Genomic DNA, 20747 nt, shown 5'->3' with positions numbered 1-20747 from the left:
CGAGGAGAGGCAGGATTCAGGATGGATCAGCCGAGTTTCGCCCGGACCGGCCGGACGATGGTGGTCGCCACCCTCGTGTCGAGGATCACCGGCTTCCTCCGGACGCTGGCACTGGTCGCCGCTCTCGGGCTGGGCACGCGGCTGCTCGACGCCTACACCGCCGCCAACGTCCTGCCCAACAGCATCTACGAGCTGGTGATGGGCGGAGCGGCCGCGAGCGTGCTGGTCCCGCTGCTGGTCCGGGTGACGGCCGACGACGACGTCGACGCGGACCTGTTCACCCAGCGGCTGCTGTCCCTGGTGTTCTACGGACTGTCGGCGGTCGTCGTCGTGACGATCTGCGCGGCCCCGCTCATCGTCGACCTGACCGTCCCCGGGTTCAGCTCCGCCCAGCGGGAGCTGGCCGTCGACTTCGCCCGGATCTTCCTGCCCCAGATACTCTTCTACGGCCTCGGCGCGACACTCACCGCGATCCTGAACGTCCGAGGCCGGTTCGCCACCCCCATGTGGGCCCCGGTGGCCAACAACGTGGTGGTCATCGCCACCGCCGGGACGTTCCTGCTCGCCGGCGGAACCGGCCACCTGGAGAGGCTGCCCCAGGGGCAGATGTTGCTGCTGTCGATCGGCACCAGCGCCGGGGTCGTCGCCCAGATGATCGTCCTGGCGGTCGTCACCCGCCGGGCGGGCCTCCCGCTACGGCTGCGCGCCGACCCGCGGGGCATCGCGGTACGCAGGATCCTGGCGATGGCCGGCTGGACGCTCGCGTCGGTGACCGCGGCGCAGATCGCGCTGATCGTCGTCAACCGGCTGGCGTCGCAGGCCGGGCCGGGGGCGGTGGGTGTCTTCTCCAACGCATACACCTTGTTCCAGCTGCCGTACGCGGTCATCGCGGTGACCGTGATCACCGGCCTGCTGCCCCGCATGAGCCGGTCGGCCGGCGAACGGAACCTGGCCCAGATCACCGCCGACCTGTCGCACAGCCTGCGGGTGACCGGCGTGATCCTGGTTCCCGTGGCCGCCGCGCTCGTGGCGCTGGGGCCGCAGCTGGCCATGCTGCTGTTCGCGCACGGGAACGCCTCTCCCCGCGCCGCTCATCTCACCGGTGTCGTGCTGGCCGCGTACGGGCCGGCGCTGGTTCCGTTCGCGGGCTACCAGATACTGCTCCGCGTCTACTACGCCCTCGGTGACACGCGCACGCCCGCACTGGTCAGCGTGATCGTCTCCGCCGCCCTGCTCGTCACGAGCCTGGTCGCCGCGCGCCTCTTCCCGGGCACGGACATGGTCGTCGCCCTCGCCGGCTGCACGGCCGTCGCCTACGCCTTGGGGTTCGTGATCGTCGCCCAGCTGTTGCGGCGCCGGATCGGCCGCATCGACGGCCATCGGCTGCTCAGCTCGTACGGGCGCATGTCGGTGGCCGCGGTGGTCGCCGCCGGTCTCGGGCTGGCCGTGGGGGCGGGGCTCGGCGGTCCGCTCGCCGTCGTGTCCGCCACGACCGTCGTCGGCGCCGGCCTTTACGTGTTGATCGCCCGCCTTCTCCGCATCAGCGAGTTCGCCGTCCTGACAGCCGGCCTGCGCCTCCCCCGCCTCTGACCAGGGCGCGGCCGCGGTCGTCACGCCGTTCTCCGTGTGGGAGGTGCTGATCGGCCACCGGCTGCTCGTACGGCCGGGCCGGGCGACGGGCGGCGCTGCGGGCACCACCAGGCAGAATGTCGGCCATGAAGGTCCTGACGGCCACGCGGGACGCGGCGCTCTTCCTGATGTCCGGGGCGGGCGCCGCGCTGCTCGCGCTGCCGCTGTTCTGGCTGGTCGGCTGCGTCGCGCTGCTGAGCCTGGCCGGGGTCGGCCTGCCCCTGATCCCACCGGTGACGCGGCTGGTCAGGCGGCTGGCCGGGTGGCAGCGCCGCCGTCTGGGGATCCGGGTTCCGCCGTACCTGCCGCTTGAGGGGACGCTACCGGTACGCGTGCGCGCGGCCGTGGGCGACCCCGCCACGCCGCGGGAGGTGCTCTGGCTTCTCGCGCACGGTCTCACCGGCAGCGTGCTCGGCTTCCTGGCGCTGGGCCTGCCGCTGGCGGCGCTCAACGCGGCCACCCTGCCGCTGTGGTGGTGGCTCCCGCCGGGCAGCCCGCCGTCGGTGCTCGGCTACGCCGTCGACTCCTGGCCGACGGCCCTGACGGGCCCGTTCGTCGCCGCGGCGTACGTGGGCGTGGCCCGCCTGGTCCTGCCGAACGCCGCCGTCCTGTCCGAACGACTCAGCCGACGCCTGCTCGAACCCGTCGGCCGGGTACGGCTGGCGCAGCAGGTGGCGATGCTGACCGCGGCCAGGGCCTCGGCGCTCGAAGCCCACGCGCAGGAGCTCAGGCGCATCGAGCGCACCCTCCACGACGGCACGCAGAACCGCCTGGTCGCCGTCGTCATGCACCTCGGCATGCTCGAACGTGCCCTGGGCGCCGCCCCCGAGAGCACCCGGCAGCTGGCCGTACGGGCCCAGGACGCGGCCTCCGACGCGCTGGTCAACCTGCGTGACGCCATCCGGGCCATCCACCCGCCCGTCCTCACCGAGCACGGGCTCGACGGCGCGCTCGCCGCGCTGGCCGCGCGCAGCCCGGTCCCCTGCGTCGTCGAGGTCGCCGGCTTCCCCCGCCTGCCGGCGGCCGTCGAGGCGGCCGCGTACTTCACCGCCGCCGAAGCGCTCACCAACGTCGCCAGGCACAGCCGTGCCGGCAAGGCGGCGCTACGCGTGCACCTGGACGGCGGCCTGCTGATCGTCGAGATCGAGGACGACGGGGTGGGCGGCGCCAGGAGCGGCGCCGGAAGCGGCCTGACCGGAATCGACCACCGGGCCGCCGCCTTCGGCGGCCGGAGCACCCTGACCAGCCCGCCCGGCGGGCCGACCGTGTTGACAGTGGAGTTGCCATGCGGGTTGTGATCGCCGAGGACGACGCGCTGCTGCGCGAGGGGCTGGCGCTGCTGCTGGCCGCCGAGGGCATCGAGGTGCTCGACGCCGTCGACAACGCCGCCGACCTGCTCGCCGCCGTCTCGGCCGAGACGCCCGACGTGCTCATCGTGGACGTACGGCTGCCGCCGGACTTCCGCGACGAGGGCCTGCGCGCGGCGATCGAGGCCAGGCGGACGCGGCCCGGGTTGCCCGTCCTGGTGCTGTCCTCCTACGTGGAGGACACCTACGCGTCCGCCCTGCTCAGCGAGGGCGGCGTGGGCGTCGGCTACCTGTTGAAGGAGCGCGTCGGCAAGGTGCAGTCCTTCCTGGACGCGTTGCACCGGGTGGCCGACGGCGGAACCGCGATCGACCCGGAGGTGATCGCCCAGCTCCTGGTGCGCCGCCGGGCCGGTGACCCGCTCCACGCGTTGACCGCCCGGGAGCGGGAGGTGCTCGCGCTCATGGCCGAGGGGTTGTCCAACACCGACATCGGCGTCCGGCTGGTGATCAGCGAGGGCGCGGTCAACAAGCACATCAGGAACATCTTCGCCAAGCTCGGCCTGCAGCCCTCCGACAGCGGCCACCGCAGGGTGCTGGCCGTGCTCGCCTACCTCAGGGCCTGACCCGCGGCCGGCCGTTGCCCGGCGCAGAGGGCGGTGTCGAGGAAGCGGTCGAGCCGCTTGTCGCCCTCCGCCGTGAGCGACTTCTCGGTCGCGGTGACGGTGGCCGAGCGGCCGCCCTCGGTGACGCCGCCGCGGGTCGAGTATCCGCCGACGTCACCGCTGTGCCCCCAGGCGAGGCCGCCGCAGCTCAGCGAGATCTTCGTCAGGCCGAGCCCGTACCCCCACCCGCGCGGGGCCCCGGGCACCGGGACGGTCCGCTTCATCTGCTCCAGCATGGCCGGCTTGAGGAGCCGGCCGCCGAGCAGCGCGCCCAGGAACCGGTTGACGTCCCGCGGCGTGCTGACCAGCTGCCCGGCCGCCCATCCCCGCGACGGGTCCATCTCCGACACGTCCACCGGCTCGCCGCCCGGCTCACCGGTCCTGGACTTGTAGGCCCTGGGGTGGGCGCCCCGGATCCGCTGCTCGCCGGGGTTGGGCCAGTAGGTGTCGCCGAGCCCCAGCGGCGTGATGATCCGGTCGGTGATCTCCGCGCCGATCGGCCGGCCCGTGACCTTCTGCACCAGCAGGCCGAGCAGGACGTACCCGGAGTTGCTGTAGCTCCAGCCCTTGCCGGGCGGGAACAGCGGCTGCAGCGTCAGCGCCAGGTCGACCAGTTCCCTCGGCTCGAAGTAGCGGTGCCGGTTGTCGAAGAACGTCCCCGGGATGGCCTTGCTGTGGTCCGGCAGGCCCGAGGTGTGCTGGAGCAGCTGCCGGACCGTGATCAGGCGGCCGTCGTGCCCGTTGCCGCGTACCAGCCGCGGCAGGTACCTCTCGACCGGCGCGTCCAGCTCGACCTTGCCCTCGCCGGCCAATTGCAGGACGACCGCGGCGGTGAAGGTCTTGGTGGTGCTGGCGATGCGTACCTGGCCGTTGACCGGCACCTTCGCCCGGGTGGCCAGGTCGCCGACCCCGGCGGTGTAGTCCCGGCCGCGTCCGCCGGGTTCTCTCACCGCGGCCAGCGCGCTCGCGAACTCGCCGCCGCCGGCCAGCTCGTCCAACGCCGACCGTACGGCGTCGCCCGGACGGCTGCGCGGAGCGGCGTCGGCGGCGGCCGGGGTCGCGGCCCCCAGCGCGAGGGCCAGCACCACCGCGGCGCTGCGGAAGGTGACGGCAGGATGCTGAGACATCCGGAAACTCCCTTGATGACGTGGTTGCGATGTCCTTCAGCATGTCGGCGCGACCGGCACACGATCGATCCCACGCGTGGGTGTCTCCGCACTACAGCCAGCACCACCCCGCCCGTCCTCGACCGCGCGGGGCGGGTCCTCCTCCGGGCGGGGTGCTAGGCTGCCGTTCGTCCGGTGTCGGATCAGTGCTGGAAGGGAGGTGAGGTTCGATGACCGCGGTGAAGACCGCTGCCATGGGCAGCGCCCGCGCCGACCTCACGTCCCGGGCCTCGGGCTGACCCACTTCTTCCCCCGGCCTTGAGCCATCCGGCTCGCCGGGCGGGGTGATTCCGCGTCTCACCCGCGCGCCACCTTCGGGTTCCGAGGCTCCGCGACGATTCACCCTTCACCAGCACTTCGGCCATGTCCCGCATCCGCAGAAGGACGAGGAGACGATCCCGACCATGACCTTTTCCTGGACCACCCGTTCCGAGAGCTCCGGCGACGTCGCCGCCATCCGCGACGTCAATCTCGCCGCCTTCCCCACCCCGTACGAGGCCGACCTCGTCGAGGCGCTGCGGGCCGACCCGGAGGCGTGGCTGCCCGGCCTGTCCTGGCTGGCCGAGTCCCCCGGCGGCGAGCTCGCCGGATACGCGCTGCTCACCCGCTGCACGGTCGGCGGCACACCCGCCCTCGCCCTGGGCCCGTGCGCCGTCAAGCCCGAGCACCAGCGGCGGGGCGCCGGTTCCGCGGCCATCCGCGCCGCCCTGCACGCGGCCCGCGAGCAGGGCGAGAACCTGGTGGTCGTGCTCGGCCACGCCGAGTACTACCCGCGCTTCGGCTTCACCCGGGCCTCCGGGTACGGCATCCGCCCGTCCTTCGACGTCGAGGACAAGTACATGATGGCGCTCGCCCTCGACCCTGAACGGCCGGTCCCGAACGGCGTCATCCGCTACGCGACGGCGTTCGGCATCTGATCCCCCGCTCCCGGAACGCGGCGAACGGCCCTCAGCGCGGCTGGGGGCCGTTCGACCGTGCGGCCTCACGAGCCCGCGAGGGCGCGTCAGGGGATCGTGATCTCGATCTGGGCGAGGTGGGCGGCGATGATCTCGTCGAACGCGGCGCGACGGTCGACCCCGAGGGGACGGATCTCGCGGGCGAAGTGGGACAGCGCCGGGAAGCGGTCGGGGTCGGCGCCGAGGACCGCGACCCGGAACTGCTCCATGCCCTGTTCGTACTCCTCGGGAAGGAGGGCGCCGACGCCGGCCTCGGAGGCGATCAGCGCGGTGACGAGGATCACGATCCGGTGGTAGCGGGCCGGGATCTCCTCATCGGGCAGGCCCGAGGCCCGCAGGGCCTGTAGCACCTCCTCCATGACCAGCCGGGAACCGGGGCCGCCGGACCCGTAGCGCCCCCAGATCGCGGCGACCTGGGGGTGCTGCCCGAACGCCTCCCGCAGGCGCAGCGCCGTGGCGGTGAGGCGCTCTTTCCAGCCGTCCGGGGGGCGGTAACCGTCCATCGCGGCTTCGAGGGTGCGGTCGGCGACCGCGCGCAGCAGCTCGGTCTTGTTGCGGAAGTGCCGGTAGAGGCTGGAGGAGTCGGTGCCGAGCGCCGCGGCGAGCTTGCGCACGCTGAACGACTCGGCATCGCTCGTACGCAGCAGTTCCGCCGCCGTGCCCAGGATCTCGTCCGTCGTCCAACGCCTTCGGCCTGTCATCGTGCCCCTCTCGTCCGCGTCCAGACTAGCACCAGCCTGTGCACTTGCTGTTGCACGCAGTGCGTGCATAATGGGGAGCCCACCGGCGAGAGACCGGCTCGGAGAAGGAGAGACGGGGACATGAGCGAGACCACCACTGTGCGACGGCCGCCGGAGCCGGACTTCCCGGCGCTGACGACCGAAGAGCTGATCACCTACCGCACCGAGGAGAATCGCTGGCGGGCGTCCGGCGCGGCGCGGGCGATCCTCGGGGAGCCCGACCCCGGGGCCGCGATCGAGTGGCAGCACCTCGCGCTGCCGGGCCGCGACCTGCCGGTCCGGGTGTACCGGCCGGTGTCGCACGACGACGGCGAGGCCGCCGCCCTGCCGCTCGTGATCCACGTGCACGGAGGCGGATTCGTGGGCACGGCCGCGCAGTGCGACTGGACCAACAGCCACCTAGCCGCCCGGCTGCCCGCGGTCGTCGTCTCGGTCGAGCACCGCCTCGTCGCCCCGGACAGCCCGATCGCGAACGCCGCCGACGACGGCTGGGACGTACTCCGGCACGTCATCGAGCACGCCGAGCAGTGGGGCGTCGATCCGGCGCGCACGGCCGTCTTCGGTGAGAGCTTCGGCGCGCTGATCAGCGCTCTGACGGCCCTGCGGGCCCGGGAGGCCGGGCTGCGGCTCAAGGCGCAGGTGCTGGTCAACCCCGTGGTCGAGGTTACCGAGACGATGTGCGACCACCCGTCCGTGGCCGAGTACGCCCACAGCCCGAGCCGCGCCCTGCCGCTGCTGCGGTTCCTGCGGCGGCTCGCCGTCCCGCCGGGGACCGACGCCCGCACGTTCTCGCCGTTGTACGCGGAGGACCTGAGCGGGCTCGCCCCCGCGCTGCTCGTGGTGCCGACCCAGGACGCGGTCGCCGACCACGGCCGCCGCTACGCCGAGCGGCTGTGGTCGGCGGGCGCGTCCGTGCAGGTCACCGAGTACCCGGGGGCGCGGCACGCGTTCCTCACCCTGCCGGGGATCGAACCGCAGGCCGGAGACGCCCGGACGGAGATCTTCGAGTTCCTCCGCACGGCCCTGGCCGGGTGACGGCGGCCGGTTCTCAGGACGGGGGTTCGTAGCGGGCGGCGAGCGCGGCGGCGCGGTCGCGCAGGGAGGTGCGCAACCACTGCGGGGCCAGGGCCTCGGCGTCCATGCCGAGCTGCCACAGCGCCCAGACGGCGTGTCTTCGGTCCTGGAAGGTCACCTCCAGCCGCAGCCGGCCGTCCGCGTCGGTCTCCTCGGCGAGGACGGCCAGCGCGGTGCCCAGCAGTTCCTCCCGCCGCGCCGGGTTCATCCGTACCAGCACGGCGACCTGGTCGCCGCCGGTGCGGAACCGGGTGCTGCGGTCCTGCCAGGCCCGGTCCAGGTCGACCCGGTCCGGCCGCTGCGCGGGTTCGGGCAGCTCCTCGGCGGCCGCGATCCGCGACAGGCGGTAGGTGCGGTCCGCGCCGGACCTCGTGGCCAGCAGGTAGCCCCGGTCGCGGATGGTGACCAGGCCGATCGGGTCGACCGTGCGCCACTCCGGGGCCTGGTCGGCGGCCGCGTAGTGGATCCGCAGCCGGCGTCCGGCGAACACCGCGCGCAGGACCTCGGCCGCGATGGCGTCGGGCACCTCCTCGGCGGACAGGCGGCGTGACAGCAGGTCGGTCTCCGGATCGATGAGCAGCCGCTCGGCCGCGCCGGCCGCGGTGTCCCGGTAGCTCTCGGGCAGCGCGTCGACCACCTTGAGCATCGCCGACGCGAGCGCCGAGCCGAGGCCGAACGCCTGCGCGCCGCGCCGCGATCCGGCGACCAGCAGGGCGAGGGCCTCGTCGGGGTTCAGCCCGGTGAGCTCGGTCCGGAAGCCGGGCAACAACGCGAAGCCGCCGTGCCGGCCGCGCTCGGCGTAGACCGGGACGCCCGCCGCCGACAGCGCCTCGATGTCGCGCAGCACGGTGCGGGTGGACACCTCCAGCTCGCGGGAGAGCGTGGCCGCGGACAGACGGCCGTGCTGCCGCAGCAGCAACACCAGCGAGACCAGCCGATCGGCACGCATTCGAAAACTCTACCGAAATACACGACACAGGATGTCGTGATTCGTTGGGAGGCTGATCACCATGACGTCAGAAATCGTGACATCGAATGGAGCTGATGTGGCAATGGAACGAACGGCGATCAACCCGGTGACGTGGTCGGTGGAGATGGGGTTCAACCAGGGAGAGCTCGTCACCGGGCACACCCGGACCCTGTACTGCTCCGGGCAGACCGCGACGGGCGATGACGGCAAGCCCCTGCATGACGGTGACATGGCGGCGCAGCTGGCACTGAGCCTCGACAACCTTGAAGCCGTTCTCGGCGAGGCCGGCATGTCCCTGGCGGACCTCGTCCGGCTCAACGTCTACACCACCGACGTGGATCTGCTCTTCCAGCACTACGGCGTGCTGGCCGCGCGGCTGGGCGGGGCCCAGGTGGCGCCGGCCACCACGATGCTCGGGGTGACCCGCCTGGCGATCCCGACCCTGATGGTCGAGCTTGAGGGGACCGCCGTCGCCTGACGTGATCGATCCGCCCCCGGCGGGCCGGGCAGGTGAGTCCCTCAGTCGAGGGACAGCCCCGCGGCCGGGGTCACCCGCGCGGCCTGCCGTGCCGGGACGCCGTCCACGGGGATGGCCCGTTCGACACCGGCGGTGTGCCGTACGCGGTCGAGGAGGTCGGCGGCGATCGTTCCCCCGGCGGAGGTCAGGGAGGCGTCGACGGGGTGCTGTCTGTCGCGTTCCGCCTCCAGCGCCGTGCTCGCCGTGGCCATCCCGGTGAGCACGGCGGACGTCACGGTGACGCCGACCAGCAGGGAGGCGGTGGTGGCGGTGGTCCGGCGCGGATGGCGGACGGCGTTCCTGGTCGCCGGCCGCCCGGCGGGGCCGAGCAGCGCGCCGGTGATCCGGATCAGGCGGGGAACGAGCACCGGACCGAGAAGGAGCACGCCGGTGAACACCGAGCCCCCGCCCGCCACCATGATCGGCGTGCTGTCCTGGACCATCGCCGCGCCGAGCAGGGCCGGCCCGACGACCAGCAGGAGCCCGGCGAGCGTCAGCCGCACCCGGCCCGACGACCAGCAGGAGCCCGGCGAGCGTCAGCCGCAGCCGGCCCGCGGCCGTGTGCGCGTCGACGGGCGCGTCCGGGCGCAGCGCCGCCAGCGGGCTCACCCGGACCACCCGGCAACCAGGACGCCACCATGGTGACCACCAGGCCGACGGCGAACCCCGCCGGCAACCAGGGCAGGGGCAGCGCGGCGGCGCCCATCGGGGCGGTGGGCGCGAGGCTGTTGATCAGGGCGATCAGCCCGTGGCCCAGGCCGAGGCCGACCACCTCCAGGTCGGCCGCCGTGGCGCCCTCGCCGATCCGGACCCGGTCGCCGACCGCGACCTGCCTGGCCCGGGCCAGCCACACGTCCACGACCGCCTCGCCCGTGGCCGCCGGGAAGCGGCCCGAGCCGAGCTGCTGCCAGCGCAACAGCGCCGAGGGGGCGACCGGCCCCACGGCGGTCTCCGGGTACGGACGGCCGCCCGCGCGCATCAGCAGCATGACCCGGCCGATCGCGGACGCGTTCTCGCCGTGCCGCTCGGCCGGCGCGATCGCGGCCTGAGTGCCCAGCCCGGAGATCACCTGGTCGGCCCCGCGGTACGGCGCCCCGAAGCCGTTCATCAGCTCGCTCCGGGCCCCGGACGTGAGCACGCCGACCATGACGACGAAGGCGACGCCGGCGCTGATCGCGATCGCCGCCGCGGCGTACCTGCGGACATGGTTGCGCAGCGAGGCGAGGAACACGGTACGCATCAGGCGATCCGCCCGTCCTGCGGGGTGATCACGTGGTCGGCGTAGGCCGCCGCGTCCCGCTCGTGGGTGACCATCACCACGGTCTGGCCGAGTTCGCGCGCCGAGCGGCGCAGGTGGTCCAGCACCTCCGCCGACGTGGCGCTGTCCAGGTTTCCGGTGGGCTCGTCGGCGAACAGCAGGTCGGGCTGGGTGATCAGGGCCCGGGTGATCGCGATCCGCTGCTGCTGGCCGCCGGACAGCTCCGCGGGGCGGTGGCCAGCCGGTCGCCTGGTCGAGGCCGGCCAGGCAGTGCATCAGCGTGGACTTGCCCGACCCGCTCGGTCCCATGATCGCCGTGAACCCGCCGCGTGGCAGGTCGAGGTCGATGCCGCGCAGGGCCCGCACCCGGGTCTCGCCCCGGCCGAAACACCCCGGCGGCGTCAGCCGGGGTTCGGCTGGGTGCGGCGGGCGTAGGCGCGGGCGGCGCGGGCGCGGTCACCGCATCTGGTGGAGCACCAGTGGCGGCGGCCGTGACGCAGCAGGTAGCGGTTGCAGGGAGGAGAGCCGCAGCTGGTGAGGCGTTCGGCGTCGGGGCCGGTGAGCAGGTCGGCGGTGTTGGCGGCGATGGTCGCGAGAGCGCGGTCGAGGATCTCGTTGGTGGGGCACGGCGCCGCGCGGTAGGGGCCGTTCCTCTCGTCCCAGTACAGCAGGGCGGCCGTGGGGGCCTTGCTCAGCGCGTCGTTGACGGCGGACAAGGCCGCGGGCAGGGCGGGCAGTCCGTCGACCTGGGCGGCGAACAACACCCTGACGTGCTCGCGCAGCGAGCGCAGCTGAGCCGCGCACATCTCCCGCACCCCGGCGTCGGCCGGCGCGAGGCCGCGTTCGGTGAGCCAGCGATTGGTCGCCGCGGGGGTGCCGAGGAGATCGACGAACTGCCCTCCCGGCAGCGCGATGGCGCTGTTGACGAAGTCGAGGGCGAGGTGGTCCGCCGCCCCCGGCGCGGGCGGCAGCACGGACTCGGCGGTCGGGGTCTCGCTCATATGTCTCATGGTACGGGTTGCGCTCGTCCGTGAGACACCGTTACCTTCATCACGGATAAACCGCTTCTCATCCGTGAGGTGTCTGAATGGCCAGTTCCAGTGCGACCACCGAGCAGCTCCCCGTACGCGTCTTCGGCGGTCCGACCGCCCTCTTCGAGTACGGTGGCCTGCGATTCCTGACCGACCCGACCTTCGACGCCCCCGGCGACTATCACGTGCCGGGCGGACGGCTGACCAAGACGGCTCCCGCCGCCGCCGTCCCCGCCGACCTCGGCCGGATCGACGTGGTCCTGCTCTCCCATGACGAGCACCCCGACAACCTGGACGACTCCGGCCGCGCGCTGCTCGCCGACGTCCCGCTCACGCTCACCACGCCCGGCGGCGGCCGGCGTCTGGGGGACGGCGCCAAGGGGCTGGCCGACTGGGAGCCGGTCGAGCTGGACCGCCGCGACGGCGGCACGATCACCGTCACGGCCGTTCCCGCCATTCACGGCCCCGGCCCGCGCGAGGAGGTCGAACCGCTCACCGGCCAGGTCGTCGGATTCGTCCTGACCGGGGAGGATCTGCCCACGATCTATGTCAGCGGCGACAACGCCTCGCTCGACGTGGTCAAGCAGATCGCCGACCGCTTCGGCCCGGTGGACACCGCCGTCCTGTTCGCCGGAGGCCCCCGGATCCCCGTGCTGTTCGGCGGCGAGCTGATCGTCCTCGACAGCGCGCAGGCCGTCGAGGCTACCGGGATTCTCGGCGCCCGCCGGGTGGTTCCCGTCCACTACGACAGCTGGGCCCACTTCACCGAGGGCCGCGACGAACTGGTCGCCGCCTTCACCGCCGCCGGCCTGCTCGACCGCCTTGACCTGGGCGTCCGAGGTTGACCACATGACCGGCCGGGCCGGCCTCCCTCCGGCCCGGCCTGCACGACAATCCGCGCCCGCCCACCGAAGCCCTCGGCGACATCTCCCCTTCCGAAAGAACTCTCGTGACGACCAATGTGCCTGTCCGGATACACGACGTCCCGCGCCTTCAGGCACAGCGCCGCTCCCTGACCGTTCTGGTCATCGCCCAAGTCCTCAGCGGCGTCGGGCTGGCGGCCGGCGTGACCGTCGGCGCCCTGCTCGCGCAGGACCTGCTCAGCTCCACCGGCCTCGCCGGCCTGCCCAGTGCCGTGGGCACCGCCGGCTCCGCCCTGGCGGCCGTCGCCGTCGGGCGCGTCTCCCAGGCCCGCGGGCGCCGGCCCGGCCTCGCCCTCGGGTATCTGGCGGGCGCCGTCGGCAGCTTCGGCGTCATCGCCGCCGCCGTCGCCGGTAGCCCCGTCCTGCTGTTCCTCGCCCTGTTCCTGTACGGCGCCGGCACCGCCACCAACCTCCAGGCCCGCTACGCCGGAGCCGATCTGGCCGCCCCCGAACGCCGGGCGGGCGCGGTGTCCGTCGTGCTGGTGGCCACCACCCTGGGCGGCGTGGTCGGGCCCAACCTCGCCGCCCCGACCGGCGGCCTCGCCCGCGCCTTCGGCATCCCCTACCTGGCCGGGCCGTTCCTGCTCGCGGGCGCGGCCTACGCGCTGGCCGCCCTGGTCCTGGCCGTCTGGCTGCGTCCCGATCCACTGCTGCTGGCCCGCGCCCTGGAGGACGGTCCCGCCGCCACACCGGACGCCGTCGGCCGGATGCCTCCGGCCGTCGCGCGGCGCGGGCCCGGCGTGCTGGTCGGCGCACTGGTCATGGTGATCACCCAGCTCGTCATGGTCGCGATCATGACGATGACCCCCGTCCACATGCACGACAGCGGGTCCGGGGCGGCCGCCGCCGGCCTCGTCATCGCCGTCCACATCGGCGCGATGTACCTGCCCTCGCCCCTGACCGGCTGGCTGGTCGACCGCTACGGCCGCCTCACGGTCGCCACCGCCTCCGGCCTGGTGCTCCTGGCCGCCGGACTGGTCGCGGCCGGCGCGTCCGACGACTCCGTCGCCGCGTACGCGGTGGCGCTCGCGCTGCTGGGGCTCGGCTGGAACCTCGGTCTCGTCGCCGGCACCGCGATCATCACCGACGCCGTCCCACCGGCCATCCGTGCCAGGACGCAGGGCCTGGTCGACGTCTCCATCTCCGTGTCCGGCGCCGTCGGCGGCCTGGTCTCGGGCCTGGTGGTCGCCGTGGCCGGCTACCCTCTCCTCGCCGTCGGCGGCGGCGTTCTGGCGCTGGTCGTCGTGCCGGTGGTCGTCGTCGCAGCCCGCAACCGGTGAGTGCCTTCCATCCGGACGGATCAGGTTCACCGGCTTGGGGCGCCCGCCCACCGCGTCAGGGCGTCGGCGAGGCCGGAGGCGTCGGCGATGGAACCGGCCCAGCAGACGTAGCCGTCGGGCCGCACCAGCACGCCGTCCGCGCCGAGCTCGGCCTTCACGTGCGCCCGGCCGACCCTGGCCGACCACGGCCCGGCGGCCTCGGCGAACGCGGCCTCGTCGGCGGTCGTCAGCAGCAGGCCCCGGCCGTCGCGCAGCAGCTCCGCCACGCGACCGGGCCCGGCCGCCGTCACCACGTCGAGGTCGGGGACCTGGCGTCCCAGCAGGTCGTGGCGGCGGCCGGGCAGGTCGTGGCGGACGTCCAGCCCCGAGATCATCCCGGCGACGATCCGGTTGGCCTCGGGCACCCGGACGAGTTGCTCGACGATGTCCCGCAGGGCCAGGTTCTGCTCGTCGTGCACGATCAGCACGGCCTGGGCGCGGGTGTTGGCGAGGACGCGCGCGCCGACCGGGTGCCGTTCGGAGTGGTAGGTGTCGAGCAGTCCCTCGGGCGCCCACCCGGCGATCTCCCCGGCCAGCTTCCAGCCCAGGTTGAACGCGTCCTGCAGACCGAGGTTGAGCCCCTGACCGCCCATGGGCGAGTGGATGTGCGCGGCGTCCCCGGCCAGCAGGACCCGCCCGTGACGGTACCGCTCGACCTGCCGCGAGGCGTCGGTGAACCGGGAGGCCCATCGCACGCCCGTGAGCCGGACGCCGGGGCCGAACTCGTTGTGCAGGGCCCGCTGCACCTCGTCCTCGGTGATCGGGGTGTCGCGGGACAACCGCTGCTGCTCGGCCCCGTAGAACAGGAACCGGTGGACGCCGTCGCCGATAGGAGCGATGTAACCCTTGCCGGTCTTGTCGGGCGTCATGACGGGCAGCGTCCAGGTCTCCGGCACGGCGCCGTCGGGGTCGGAGATCGTGATGTCGGCGACCACCGAGAGCAGTCTGCCGTCCAGGCCGGGAAAGCCGATGCCCAGCAGCTCGCGGACGGTGCTGCGGCCGCCGTCGCAGCCCACCAGGAAGCGGGCCGTGAGCCGTGACTCGCCCGCGGGCCCGAGCAGGGTCGCCTCGACCCCGTCGGCGTCCTGGGACAGCCCGGTCACCTCCTGCCCGCGCAGGACCTGAACGCCCAGCTCGCCGAGCCGTTCCTCCAGCAGCGCCTCCACGCGCCCCTGGGGGATGCCGATCGAGTACGGGTGCCGGGTGTCCCAGGCGGTGTAGTCCAGGCGGAGCCCCGCGAAGTGCCCGCCGGGCACCCGCTGGATCGCCCGGTCCATGAGGGGCTCCAGGAGCCCGCGTAATTCGAGCGCCTCCGCGGAGCGCGGCTGGATGCCGAGCGCCTTGGACTGCCCGCTGCGCCGCGCCAGCCGTTCGACGACCACGGCCCGCACCCCGGCGAGGCCCAGTTCCGCGGCGAGCATGAGCCCGGTCGGCCCGGCTCCGACGACGACCACATCGACGTTCATCACGGATGCTCCGTTCGACAGGGATCGGTGATGAGGTCACCGATCGCTGCGCAGACGGTAACGGCGGACGGGCCGGTTCCCGCAACGATAGTCACCCCGACAGGCTGTCCACTTCCGGATTTTTCTCCGGCACGGACGGATTTTCTCCGGCACGGATGTAGAGACCGGGACGGTCGCCACGACTCCACTGCGAAGCGCCCCACCAGGGGGCGGCCGACGGCGGGGAGCCGACATGGGAACGCTGGAGAAGAAGAGCGCACTGGTGACCGGCGGGTCGCGCGGAATCGGGCGAGCGATCGTGACGAGGCTGGCCCGCGAGGGCGCGACCGTGTTGTTCACCTTCAACCGCGACCAGGCCGCGGCCGAGGACGTGGTGGCCGAGGTGGCGGCCTTCGGCGGCCGGGCGATCGCGGTCCGGGCCGACCAGGGGCGCCTGGAGGACGTGAAGCACCTGTTCGGCGAGGTCGACCGATGCCTGGACGGTTTGCACGTGGTGGTCAACAACGCGGCGGTCAACCCGATGGGCATGATCTGCGACGCCACTGAGAGCGACTTCGACGACGTGATGGCCGTCAACACCAAGGGGCCGTTCTTCGTCATGCAGGCCGCTGCCGAGCGGCTCGGCGAGGGCGGCCGGATCGTCAACATCACCTCCGCCGGTGAGGCGCCGGGGCTGGCCCTGTACTTCGCCAGCAAGGCCGCGCTGGAGTCGATCACCGTGGTCGCCGCCCGCGAGCTCGGGCCGAGGGGCATCACGGTCAACAACGTGATCCCGGGTGCCACCGAGACGGACATGATGCGCGCGGCCGCCGGGGAGAACCTGCAGCAGGCCGTCGACCACGTCGTGACCATGACGCCACTGCGGCGGCTGGGCCGCCCCGAGGACATCGCCGACGTCGTCGCCTTCCTGGCCGGGCCCGACTCGCGCTGGATCACGGGCCAGAGCCTGCGCGTCTCCGGCGGCCTGATGATCTGACCGCACCGGACAGATCCTCAACGGATCCTCAACCGGCACCGGCCTAGCGTCCTTCTCGACAGGCACGACGGAGAAAGGGACGGTCTCATGGCTTCAGTCAGCACACGGCTCATCACCCTCATCGGCGTGGCCGGCGCGGCGTCCGCGCTGGTCGCGGCGCCCGGCTCGGCGACGGCGCGGACGACCCCCACCACCACGGCGGCGACCGCCGCCGTGGCGCAGAAGTGGAGCTACGCTCAGCCCCTGGCCACCCAGCCACGCACGGCGGCGGCCGGCGCCTCGGCCAAGCGCTGCCTCACGCTGCTGCGTCCCTGGGGAAGGTACGAGGGCGGCAAGTGGCGCATGTACGGCACCGTCCGGGCTCACTGCAAGGGCAGCAGGAACGGCGTGTGGTGGATGGCGCTGCAGAAGAAGACGAAGATCCTCGGCATCCCGCACTGGCAGCGGCTGGCCGGCAGGACGCTGCGCAGCGACCAGACGGGGGCCTTCCACGTCCGGGCGACGTGCAAGAGCATGAAGAAGAACACCTTCCGCGTGGTCACCAGCGGCACCACCGTGCTGAGCAGCCCCACCCTCACGGTCAAGTGCTGACCTCACCAGCTCACGGTGGATGATCGGCCCGCGCCGGCATGTGCGTCCTTTTACCTGGAACGCCGGGGGCGGCCGGGCCGATCATCTGGTGTGCTCCTCAGCAACCGGGCCGTCTTCGCCAGCTCCGACCTCGACGAGGTCCGCGGCGAGGTCGCCAAGGTGTTCTGCCCGCACCGGCTGGACCTGGCCGGGGACGCGAACCTGCTGTCGGCCAGGTTCAACTCCGTGCAGCTCGGCTCGGTCCGGGTCAGCTACCTGGACTACGGCGCCGACGTGCACATCGAGCCGGGCGACCTCGACACGTTCTTCCTGGTCATGATCCCGCTCGCCGGACGCAGCCTGATCCGCGCCGGCGACGAGGAGGTCGTCTCCAGCCCGTCCCTGGCCACGCTGCCCTCGCCGACCCGGCACCTCGACATGCGCTGGGCCGCCGGCTGCCCCCAGCTCCTGGTCAAGTTCGAGCGCTCCGCGATCGAACGCTCGCTGGAGCAGATGCTCGGTGAGCAGCTCGGCGGCCCGGTCGTCTTCGACCTCGGCATGGACCTGACGACGGGCTGGACCCGGTCCTGGCGCGACATGGCCGACCTGCTCGTCCGGGAGGCCGAACGCGACGACGGGCTGGCCGGCCACCCGCTGGCCGTCGCGCACCTGGAGAACGCCCTGATCACCCTGCTGCTGACCATGCAGCCCTCCAACTATCTGGAACGGCTGACGGCGCCGAGGCCGCCCGCGCTGCCGAAGGTGGTGCGCCGGGCGATGGAGTTCATCGAAGGGCACGCGCACCTTCCGCTGAGCACCACCGACATCGCGGGCGCGGTCGCGGTCAGCAGCCGCTCCCTCCAGGAGGGTTTCCGCGCGCACCTCGGCCTGTCCCCGATGGCCCACCTCCGGCAGGTACGGCTGGCGCGCGTGCACGACGAGCTCAGGACGGCCGACCCCGCCAGGGCCACGGTGACCACGGTGGCCGCCCGATGGGGCTTCCTGCACCAGGGGCGTTTCGCCGCCCAGTACCGCGAGAGGTACGGGCAGCCGCCGTCGAAGACGTTGCGAAGGGGTCCCGCGTCAGGCGGATGAGATCCGCGCTCAGCGGATGGCCCGGGCGGACCCACCGCCCGTACCGTTCTTGTCAGGCGCCGATCAGATCCCGTACCCGACACCCGAAGGACACCACCCATGCGCGACATCCTCGTCGTCGGCGCCGGTCAGGCCGGTCTCCACCTCGCCATCGGCCTGCTCCGGCACGGCTACGACGTCACCGTCGTCTCCAACCGCACCCCCGAGTCCATCCGCGACGGCCGGGTGATGTCGGGCCAGGCCATGTTCGGCACCGCGCAGGCTCACGAGCGCGAGCTCGGCCTGGACTGGTGGGCCGACGTCTGCCCGCCCATCGAAGGCATCGCCCTCACGGTCCCGAGCCCGGAGGGCGGCAAGGCCCTGGACTGGGCGGCGCGGCTGGACGTCCCGGCCCGCTCGGTCGACCAGCGGCTGAAGATGCCGGCCTGGCTGGGCGAGTTCGAGCGGCTCGGCGGCAAGCTCGTCCTGCACGACGCCACCCCCGAGGACCTGGAGAGCTACGCGGCCCGGTACGACCTGGTCCTGGTCGCCGCGGGCAAGGGCCAGATCGCCTCGCTCTTCGAGCGCGACCCCGCCCGCTCCCCGTACGCCACCCCGCAGCGCGCGCTCGCGGTCACCTACGTCAACGGCCTCGCCCCGCGGCCCGGCCACTCGGCGGTCTGCTTCAACCTGCTGCCCGGCGTGGGCGAGTACTTCGTCTTCCCCGCGCTCACGCACACCGGCCCCTGCGACATCATGGTGTTCGAGGGCGTGCCGGACGGTCCCATGGACTGCTGGAGTGACGTCCGCGGCCCCGCCGAGCACCTGGCCCGCAGTCGCCGGATTCTGGAGACCTTCTTCCCGTGGGAGGCCGAGCGCTGCGCCGGGATCGAGCTCACCGACGCCAACGCGGTGCTGACCGGCCGTTTCGCCCCCACGGTCCGCCGTCCCGTGGCCGTGCTGCCGTCCGGGGCGCCGGTGCTCGGCGTGGCCGACGTCGTGGTGCTCAACGACCCGATCACCGGGCAGGGCAGCAACAACGCCGCCAAGTGCGCCGCCACCTACCTGCGGGCCATCGTGGAGCGGGGCGACCGGCCGTTCGACGCGGACTGGATGCGGCAGACGTTCGACCTGTTCTGGACGCAGGCCCGGCACGTCACGAACTGGACCAACGCCCTGCTCGCACCGGCCGAGCCCCACCACCTGGCCCTGCTGGCCGCCGCCCAGCAGCGTCCGGAGATCGCCTCCCGGTTCGTCAACGGCTTCGACGACCCGGCCGACTACGCCGACTGGTTCATGGACGCCGGCCGGGCCGAGACCTATCTCGGCGGGGTGACGGCATGAGATCGCTCCGTGACGCCTTCGGGCAGTTCGCGACCGGGGTGGCGGTGATCACGACGGCGACCGCCGACGGGGAGCGGGCCGGGGTCACCGTCAACTCCTTCACCTCGGTCTCGCTCGATCCGCCGCTGCTGCTGTGGTGCCTGTCGAACCGGGCGCCCAGCGCTCGGCTCTTCCTGCGGGCCGGGCGGTTCGCCGTCAACGTCCTGGCGGCCGGGCAGGGGCACCTGTCCAGGCGCTTCGCCGCCCCCGCTGCCGACAAGTTCGCCGGGGTGGAGCTGGTGCCGGGCACGCCGTTGCCGGTGCTGGCCGGGACGCTGGCCGGGTTCGTCTGCCGTACCGAGCGCGTCCACGACGGCGGCGACCACCATATCCTCGTCGGAGCGGTGGAAGGCCACCAGCGGACCGGAGGCGAGCCGCTGGTCTTCCACTCCGGCCGCTACCGGGAGTTCTGGCCCGAGATGACCACCGGCGAGGGCCGCCTGCCCAGCCGCGTGTGACGTTCCCCCAGGCCACGCCGGGTCACTCCCGCCCGGGTGGCACGGCCGCGATCGGGCGCCGGCAGACGTACGTGCGGCAGGTTGCGCCAGACGGTCCTGGTCGTCAGCACCTCGTCGAAGGCCGCCCCAGCTCCGGCACGGTCGGCGCGCCGCGCTTGGGCACCACCTCGACCAGTTGCGCGGCCAGCGGCTCCCCCGTGGGGGGGCGAACGCGCCGATCACCAAGGGCCTGCGCCTTCAGGAAGACGCCGAGGTCAGATCGCATGCAATGACGCCAGTGACGCGGTGGTCCGGCCGACTCCTGCCTGGTGGCGATCTCCCGCCTCCGACCATCAGCCGGGCCCGGCGGCCTGCCCGGCGTGCCGGGTCCTCCACGCGGAGGACCGGTCCGGCCTGCCGGCCGCCCGTTCGCGGACGGGGGCGCGGGTGCTACGCGCCTCGCCCTGACTCCCGCGTCGCGGACCCGGCCGCTGCCGGGAGGGCCCCGGCGACGCAGTCGAGGACACGCTGGAGCCCGTGCCGGAACTGGTCGTCGCGGCTCAGGTGCGGCCGGCCCGCCTGCATCACGATCTTCGTGAAGATCGGGTACTCCCCGCTGTTCACCAGTTGCTCGATGCGCGGGCCGCTGCGCGCCATCCACTCCGACTCGCTGAGCCCGCTGCGGCGGAACTCCCCGGCCGAGCTGATCTCCTCGCGGACGGCGCCCTCGATGTAGCCGTTCAGCAGGGCCATCAGGGTGAGGTTCTCGTCGATGGGGACGTAGGCGTCGAGCACGCCCATCAGCCGTTCGATCAGGAGCACCTGGTTGGGGCCGAAGCTGGGGAGCGACCGCTGCACGGTGGCGACCCACGGGTGTCTCAGCCACATGGCCCGCAGCTCGTCGGCGTAGCGGGTCAGGTCGGCGCGCCAGTCGCCCGAGGGCAGGCCCGTGACGTCGATCTCGCCCGTCAGCCGGTCGGCCATGAGCTCGACCAGGTTGTCGCGGTTCGGGACGTACCGGTAGAGGGACATGGCGCCGGTGCCGATCTCGGCGGCGATCCGCCGCATGGTGGCGGCCTCCAGCCCCTCGGTGTCGGCGATCCGGACGGCCGCCTCGGTGATCTGCGCGCGGCTGTAGGCGGGCTTCGGCCCGCGGGCGGGGCGCTCCGGCCGCATCCAGATGTTGACGTACTCGGCGTCGGTCACCGTTCCACCTCCGTGTTGCGTACATCGTACCCAGTGGTTTAGCGTGACTGCCAGAAACCGCGTACAACGTACCCAGTGGAGGG

22 protein-coding genes and 1 pseudogene are annotated in these 20747 nt (G+C 73.1%); 13 read left to right on the top strand and 10 right to left on the bottom strand.

The window, feature by feature from the left end:
• Positions 1–21: 21 nt before the first annotated feature.
• From murJ to AB0J97_RS22935, 3 genes are all read left to right on the top strand, one after another.
• Positions 22–1590, top strand: a complete 1569-nt coding sequence (gene murJ, locus AB0J97_RS22945) for a murein biosynthesis integral membrane protein MurJ (RefSeq protein WP_364091729.1) — start codon at positions 22–24, stop codon at positions 1588–1590.
• Between the two features lie 125 nt (positions 1591–1715).
• Complete coding sequence (locus AB0J97_RS22940; protein WP_357709255.1) at positions 1716–2927, top strand: sensor domain-containing protein; 1212 nt, start codon at positions 1716–1718, stop codon at positions 2925–2927.
• A complete protein-coding gene (locus AB0J97_RS22935; protein WP_364091726.1) occupies positions 2915–3559 on the top strand; it encodes a response regulator transcription factor in 645 nt (214 codons plus the stop codon). Before AB0J97_RS22940 ends, AB0J97_RS22935 begins: the two co-directional genes overlap by 13 nt.
• Here AB0J97_RS22935 and AB0J97_RS22930 read toward each other — a convergent pair.
• Complete coding sequence (locus AB0J97_RS22930; protein ID WP_364091724.1) at positions 3544–4725, bottom strand: serine hydrolase domain-containing protein; 1182 nt, start codon at positions 4723–4725, stop codon at positions 3544–3546. The two genes, AB0J97_RS22935 and AB0J97_RS22930, sit on opposite strands and share 16 nt — an antisense overlap.
• A 443-nt stretch (positions 4726–5168) precedes the next feature.
• On the opposite strand from AB0J97_RS22930, the gene AB0J97_RS22925 reads away from it, so the two are divergent.
• Entirely contained in the window at positions 5169–5681 is a 513-nt protein-coding gene (locus AB0J97_RS22925; RefSeq protein ID WP_364091722.1) for an N-acetyltransferase, read from the top strand.
• Between the two features lie 86 nt (positions 5682–5767).
• On the opposite strand, the gene AB0J97_RS22920 is transcribed toward AB0J97_RS22925, so the two are convergent.
• Entirely contained in the window at positions 5768–6421 is a 654-nt protein-coding gene (locus tag AB0J97_RS22920) for a TetR/AcrR family transcriptional regulator (RefSeq protein ID WP_364091720.1), read from the bottom strand.
• Positions 6422–6541: 120 nt separating this feature from the next.
• On the opposite strand from AB0J97_RS22920, the gene AB0J97_RS22915 reads away from it, so the two are divergent.
• Positions 6542–7495, top strand: coding sequence for an alpha/beta hydrolase (locus AB0J97_RS22915; protein WP_364091718.1), 954 nt, complete (start codon positions 6542–6544; stop codon positions 7493–7495).
• A 13-nt stretch (positions 7496–7508) separates the two neighbouring features.
• Here AB0J97_RS22915 and AB0J97_RS22910 read toward each other — a convergent pair whose 3' ends face one another.
• Positions 7509–8483, bottom strand: a complete 975-nt coding sequence (locus tag AB0J97_RS22910; protein WP_364091716.1) for a WYL domain-containing protein — start codon at positions 8481–8483, stop codon at positions 7509–7511.
• A gap of 103 nt (positions 8484–8586) precedes the next feature.
• Here AB0J97_RS22910 and AB0J97_RS22905 point away from each other — a divergent pair, with 103 nt between their 5' ends.
• Positions 8587–8982 carry a RidA family protein gene (locus AB0J97_RS22905; RefSeq protein ID WP_364091964.1) on the top strand — a complete coding sequence of 132 codons (396 nt, stop codon included), beginning with the start codon at positions 8587–8589 and terminating at the stop codon, positions 8980–8982.
• Positions 8983–9023: 41 nt separating this feature from the next.
• Here AB0J97_RS22905 and AB0J97_RS22900 read toward each other — a convergent pair whose 3' ends face one another.
• From AB0J97_RS22900 to AB0J97_RS22885, 4 genes and pseudogenes are all read right to left on the bottom strand, one after another.
• Entirely contained in the window at positions 9024–9524 is a 501-nt protein-coding gene (locus AB0J97_RS22900; protein ID WP_364091714.1) for a hypothetical protein, read from the bottom strand.
• Complete coding sequence (locus AB0J97_RS22895) at positions 9515–10261, bottom strand: ABC transporter permease (RefSeq protein WP_364091712.1); 747 nt, start codon at positions 10259–10261, stop codon at positions 9515–9517. Before AB0J97_RS22895 ends, AB0J97_RS22900 begins: the two co-directional genes overlap by 10 nt.
• Positions 10261–10684, bottom strand: a pseudogene (locus AB0J97_RS22890) (ABC transporter ATP-binding protein). The gene AB0J97_RS22895 and the pseudogene AB0J97_RS22890 overlap by 1 nt, the downstream one beginning before the upstream one ends.
• Positions 10681–11280: a CGNR zinc finger domain-containing protein gene (locus AB0J97_RS22885; protein WP_364091710.1), complete on the bottom strand. Its 600-nt coding sequence runs from the start codon at positions 11278–11280 to the stop codon at positions 10681–10683. Before AB0J97_RS22885 ends, AB0J97_RS22890 begins: the two are co-directional and overlap by 4 nt.
• A gap of 86 nt (positions 11281–11366) precedes the next feature.
• Between AB0J97_RS22885 and AB0J97_RS22880 the strand changes: the two genes are divergently transcribed.
• Together AB0J97_RS22880 and AB0J97_RS22875 are read left to right on the top strand one after the other, a co-directional pair.
• The gene (locus AB0J97_RS22880; protein WP_357709209.1) at positions 11367–12155 is read left to right on the top strand and encodes an MBL fold metallo-hydrolase; all 789 of its coding nucleotides are present in this window, start codon (positions 11367–11369) and stop codon (positions 12153–12155) included.
• Between the two features lie 104 nt (positions 12156–12259).
• Positions 12260–13513, top strand: a complete 1254-nt coding sequence (locus AB0J97_RS22875; RefSeq protein ID WP_364091707.1) for an MFS transporter — start codon at positions 12260–12262, stop codon at positions 13511–13513.
• Between the two features lie 26 nt (positions 13514–13539).
• On the opposite strand, the gene AB0J97_RS22870 is transcribed toward AB0J97_RS22875, so the two are convergent.
• The gene (locus AB0J97_RS22870; RefSeq protein ID WP_364091962.1) at positions 13540–15018 is read right to left on the bottom strand and encodes an FAD-dependent monooxygenase; all 1479 of its coding nucleotides are present in this window, start codon (positions 15016–15018) and stop codon (positions 13540–13542) included.
• Between the two features lie 232 nt (positions 15019–15250).
• Here AB0J97_RS22870 and AB0J97_RS22865 point away from each other — a divergent pair, with 232 nt between their 5' ends.
• From AB0J97_RS22865 to AB0J97_RS22845, 5 genes are all read left to right on the top strand, one after another.
• Entirely contained in the window at positions 15251–15994 is a 744-nt protein-coding gene (locus AB0J97_RS22865; RefSeq protein ID WP_357709203.1) for an SDR family oxidoreductase, read from the top strand.
• 87 nt (positions 15995–16081) lie between these two features.
• The gene (locus AB0J97_RS22860; RefSeq protein WP_364091705.1) at positions 16082–16585 is read left to right on the top strand and encodes a hypothetical protein; all 504 of its coding nucleotides are present in this window, start codon (positions 16082–16084) and stop codon (positions 16583–16585) included.
• A 90-nt stretch (positions 16586–16675) separates the two neighbouring features.
• Positions 16676–17659, top strand: a complete 984-nt coding sequence (locus AB0J97_RS22855) for an AraC family transcriptional regulator (RefSeq protein WP_364091703.1) — start codon at positions 16676–16678, stop codon at positions 17657–17659.
• A gap of 99 nt (positions 17660–17758) precedes the next feature.
• A complete protein-coding gene (locus tag AB0J97_RS22850) occupies positions 17759–18982 on the top strand; it encodes a styrene monooxygenase/indole monooxygenase family protein (protein ID WP_357709194.1) in 1224 nt (407 codons plus the stop codon).
• Positions 18979–19479 (top strand): flavin reductase family protein, encoded by a 501-nt coding sequence (locus AB0J97_RS22845; protein ID WP_364091700.1) that lies wholly within the window; start codon positions 18979–18981, stop codon positions 19477–19479. The genes AB0J97_RS22850 and AB0J97_RS22845 overlap by 4 nt, the downstream gene beginning before the upstream one ends.
• Positions 19480–19582: 103 nt before the next feature.
• Here AB0J97_RS22845 and AB0J97_RS22840 read toward each other — a convergent pair whose 3' ends face one another.
• Positions 19583–19744, bottom strand: coding sequence for a hypothetical protein (locus tag AB0J97_RS22840; protein WP_364091697.1), 162 nt, complete (start codon positions 19742–19744; stop codon positions 19583–19585).
• Positions 19745–19908: 164 nt separating this feature from the next.
• Positions 19909–20664 (bottom strand): TetR/AcrR family transcriptional regulator, encoded by a 756-nt coding sequence (locus AB0J97_RS22835; RefSeq protein ID WP_364091695.1) that lies wholly within the window; start codon positions 20662–20664, stop codon positions 19909–19911.
• Positions 20665–20747 lie beyond the last annotated feature (83 nt).

Origin of the sequence: Nonomuraea sp. NPDC049607, from assembly GCF_040675375.1 — a bacterium.
GTDB lineage: Bacteria > Actinomycetota > Actinomycetes > Streptosporangiales > Streptosporangiaceae > Nonomuraea.
The sequence above is the reverse complement of the archived record's forward strand: the minus strand, read 5'-3'. Positions and strand labels throughout refer to the sequence as shown.

Coding starts and splice junctions, on each gene's coding strand:
- murJ (WP_364091729.1), top strand. CDS start 22: ATGGATCAGCCGAGTTTCGCCCGGACCGGCCGGACGATGGTGGTCGCC.
- AB0J97_RS22940 (WP_357709255.1), top strand. CDS start 1,716: ATGAAGGTCCTGACGGCCACGCGGGACGCGGCGCTCTTCCTGATGTCC.
- AB0J97_RS22935 (WP_364091726.1), top strand. CDS start 2,915: ATGCGGGTTGTGATCGCCGAGGACGACGCGCTGCTGCGCGAGGGGCTG.
- AB0J97_RS22930 (WP_364091724.1), bottom strand. CDS start 4,725: ATGTCTCAGCATCCTGCCGTCACCTTCCGCAGCGCCGCGGTGGTGCTG.
- AB0J97_RS22925 (WP_364091722.1), top strand. CDS start 5,169: ATGACCTTTTCCTGGACCACCCGTTCCGAGAGCTCCGGCGACGTCGCC.
- AB0J97_RS22920 (WP_364091720.1), bottom strand. CDS start 6,421: ATGACAGGCCGAAGGCGTTGGACGACGGACGAGATCCTGGGCACGGCG.
- AB0J97_RS22915 (WP_364091718.1), top strand. CDS start 6,542: ATGAGCGAGACCACCACTGTGCGACGGCCGCCGGAGCCGGACTTCCCG.
- AB0J97_RS22910 (WP_364091716.1), bottom strand. CDS start 8,483: ATGCGTGCCGATCGGCTGGTCTCGCTGGTGTTGCTGCTGCGGCAGCAC.
- AB0J97_RS22905 (WP_364091964.1), top strand. CDS start 8,587: ATGGAACGAACGGCGATCAACCCGGTGACGTGGTCGGTGGAGATGGGG.
- AB0J97_RS22895 (WP_364091712.1), bottom strand. CDS start 10,261: ATGCGTACCGTGTTCCTCGCCTCGCTGCGCAACCATGTCCGCAGGTAC.
- AB0J97_RS22885 (WP_364091710.1), bottom strand. CDS start 11,280: ATGAGCGAGACCCCGACCGCCGAGTCCGTGCTGCCGCCCGCGCCGGGG.
- AB0J97_RS22880 (WP_357709209.1), top strand. CDS start 11,367: ATGGCCAGTTCCAGTGCGACCACCGAGCAGCTCCCCGTACGCGTCTTC.
- AB0J97_RS22870 (WP_364091962.1), bottom strand. CDS start 15,018: ATGAACGTCGATGTGGTCGTCGTCGGAGCCGGGCCGACCGGGCTCATG.
- AB0J97_RS22865 (WP_357709203.1), top strand. CDS start 15,251: ATGGGAACGCTGGAGAAGAAGAGCGCACTGGTGACCGGCGGGTCGCGC.
- AB0J97_RS22860 (WP_364091705.1), top strand. CDS start 16,082: ATGGCTTCAGTCAGCACACGGCTCATCACCCTCATCGGCGTGGCCGGC.
- AB0J97_RS22850 (WP_357709194.1), top strand. CDS start 17,759: ATGCGCGACATCCTCGTCGTCGGCGCCGGTCAGGCCGGTCTCCACCTC.
- AB0J97_RS22845 (WP_364091700.1), top strand. CDS start 18,979: ATGAGATCGCTCCGTGACGCCTTCGGGCAGTTCGCGACCGGGGTGGCG.
- AB0J97_RS22840 (WP_364091697.1), bottom strand. CDS start 19,744: ATGCGATCTGACCTCGGCGTCTTCCTGAAGGCGCAGGCCCTTGGTGAT.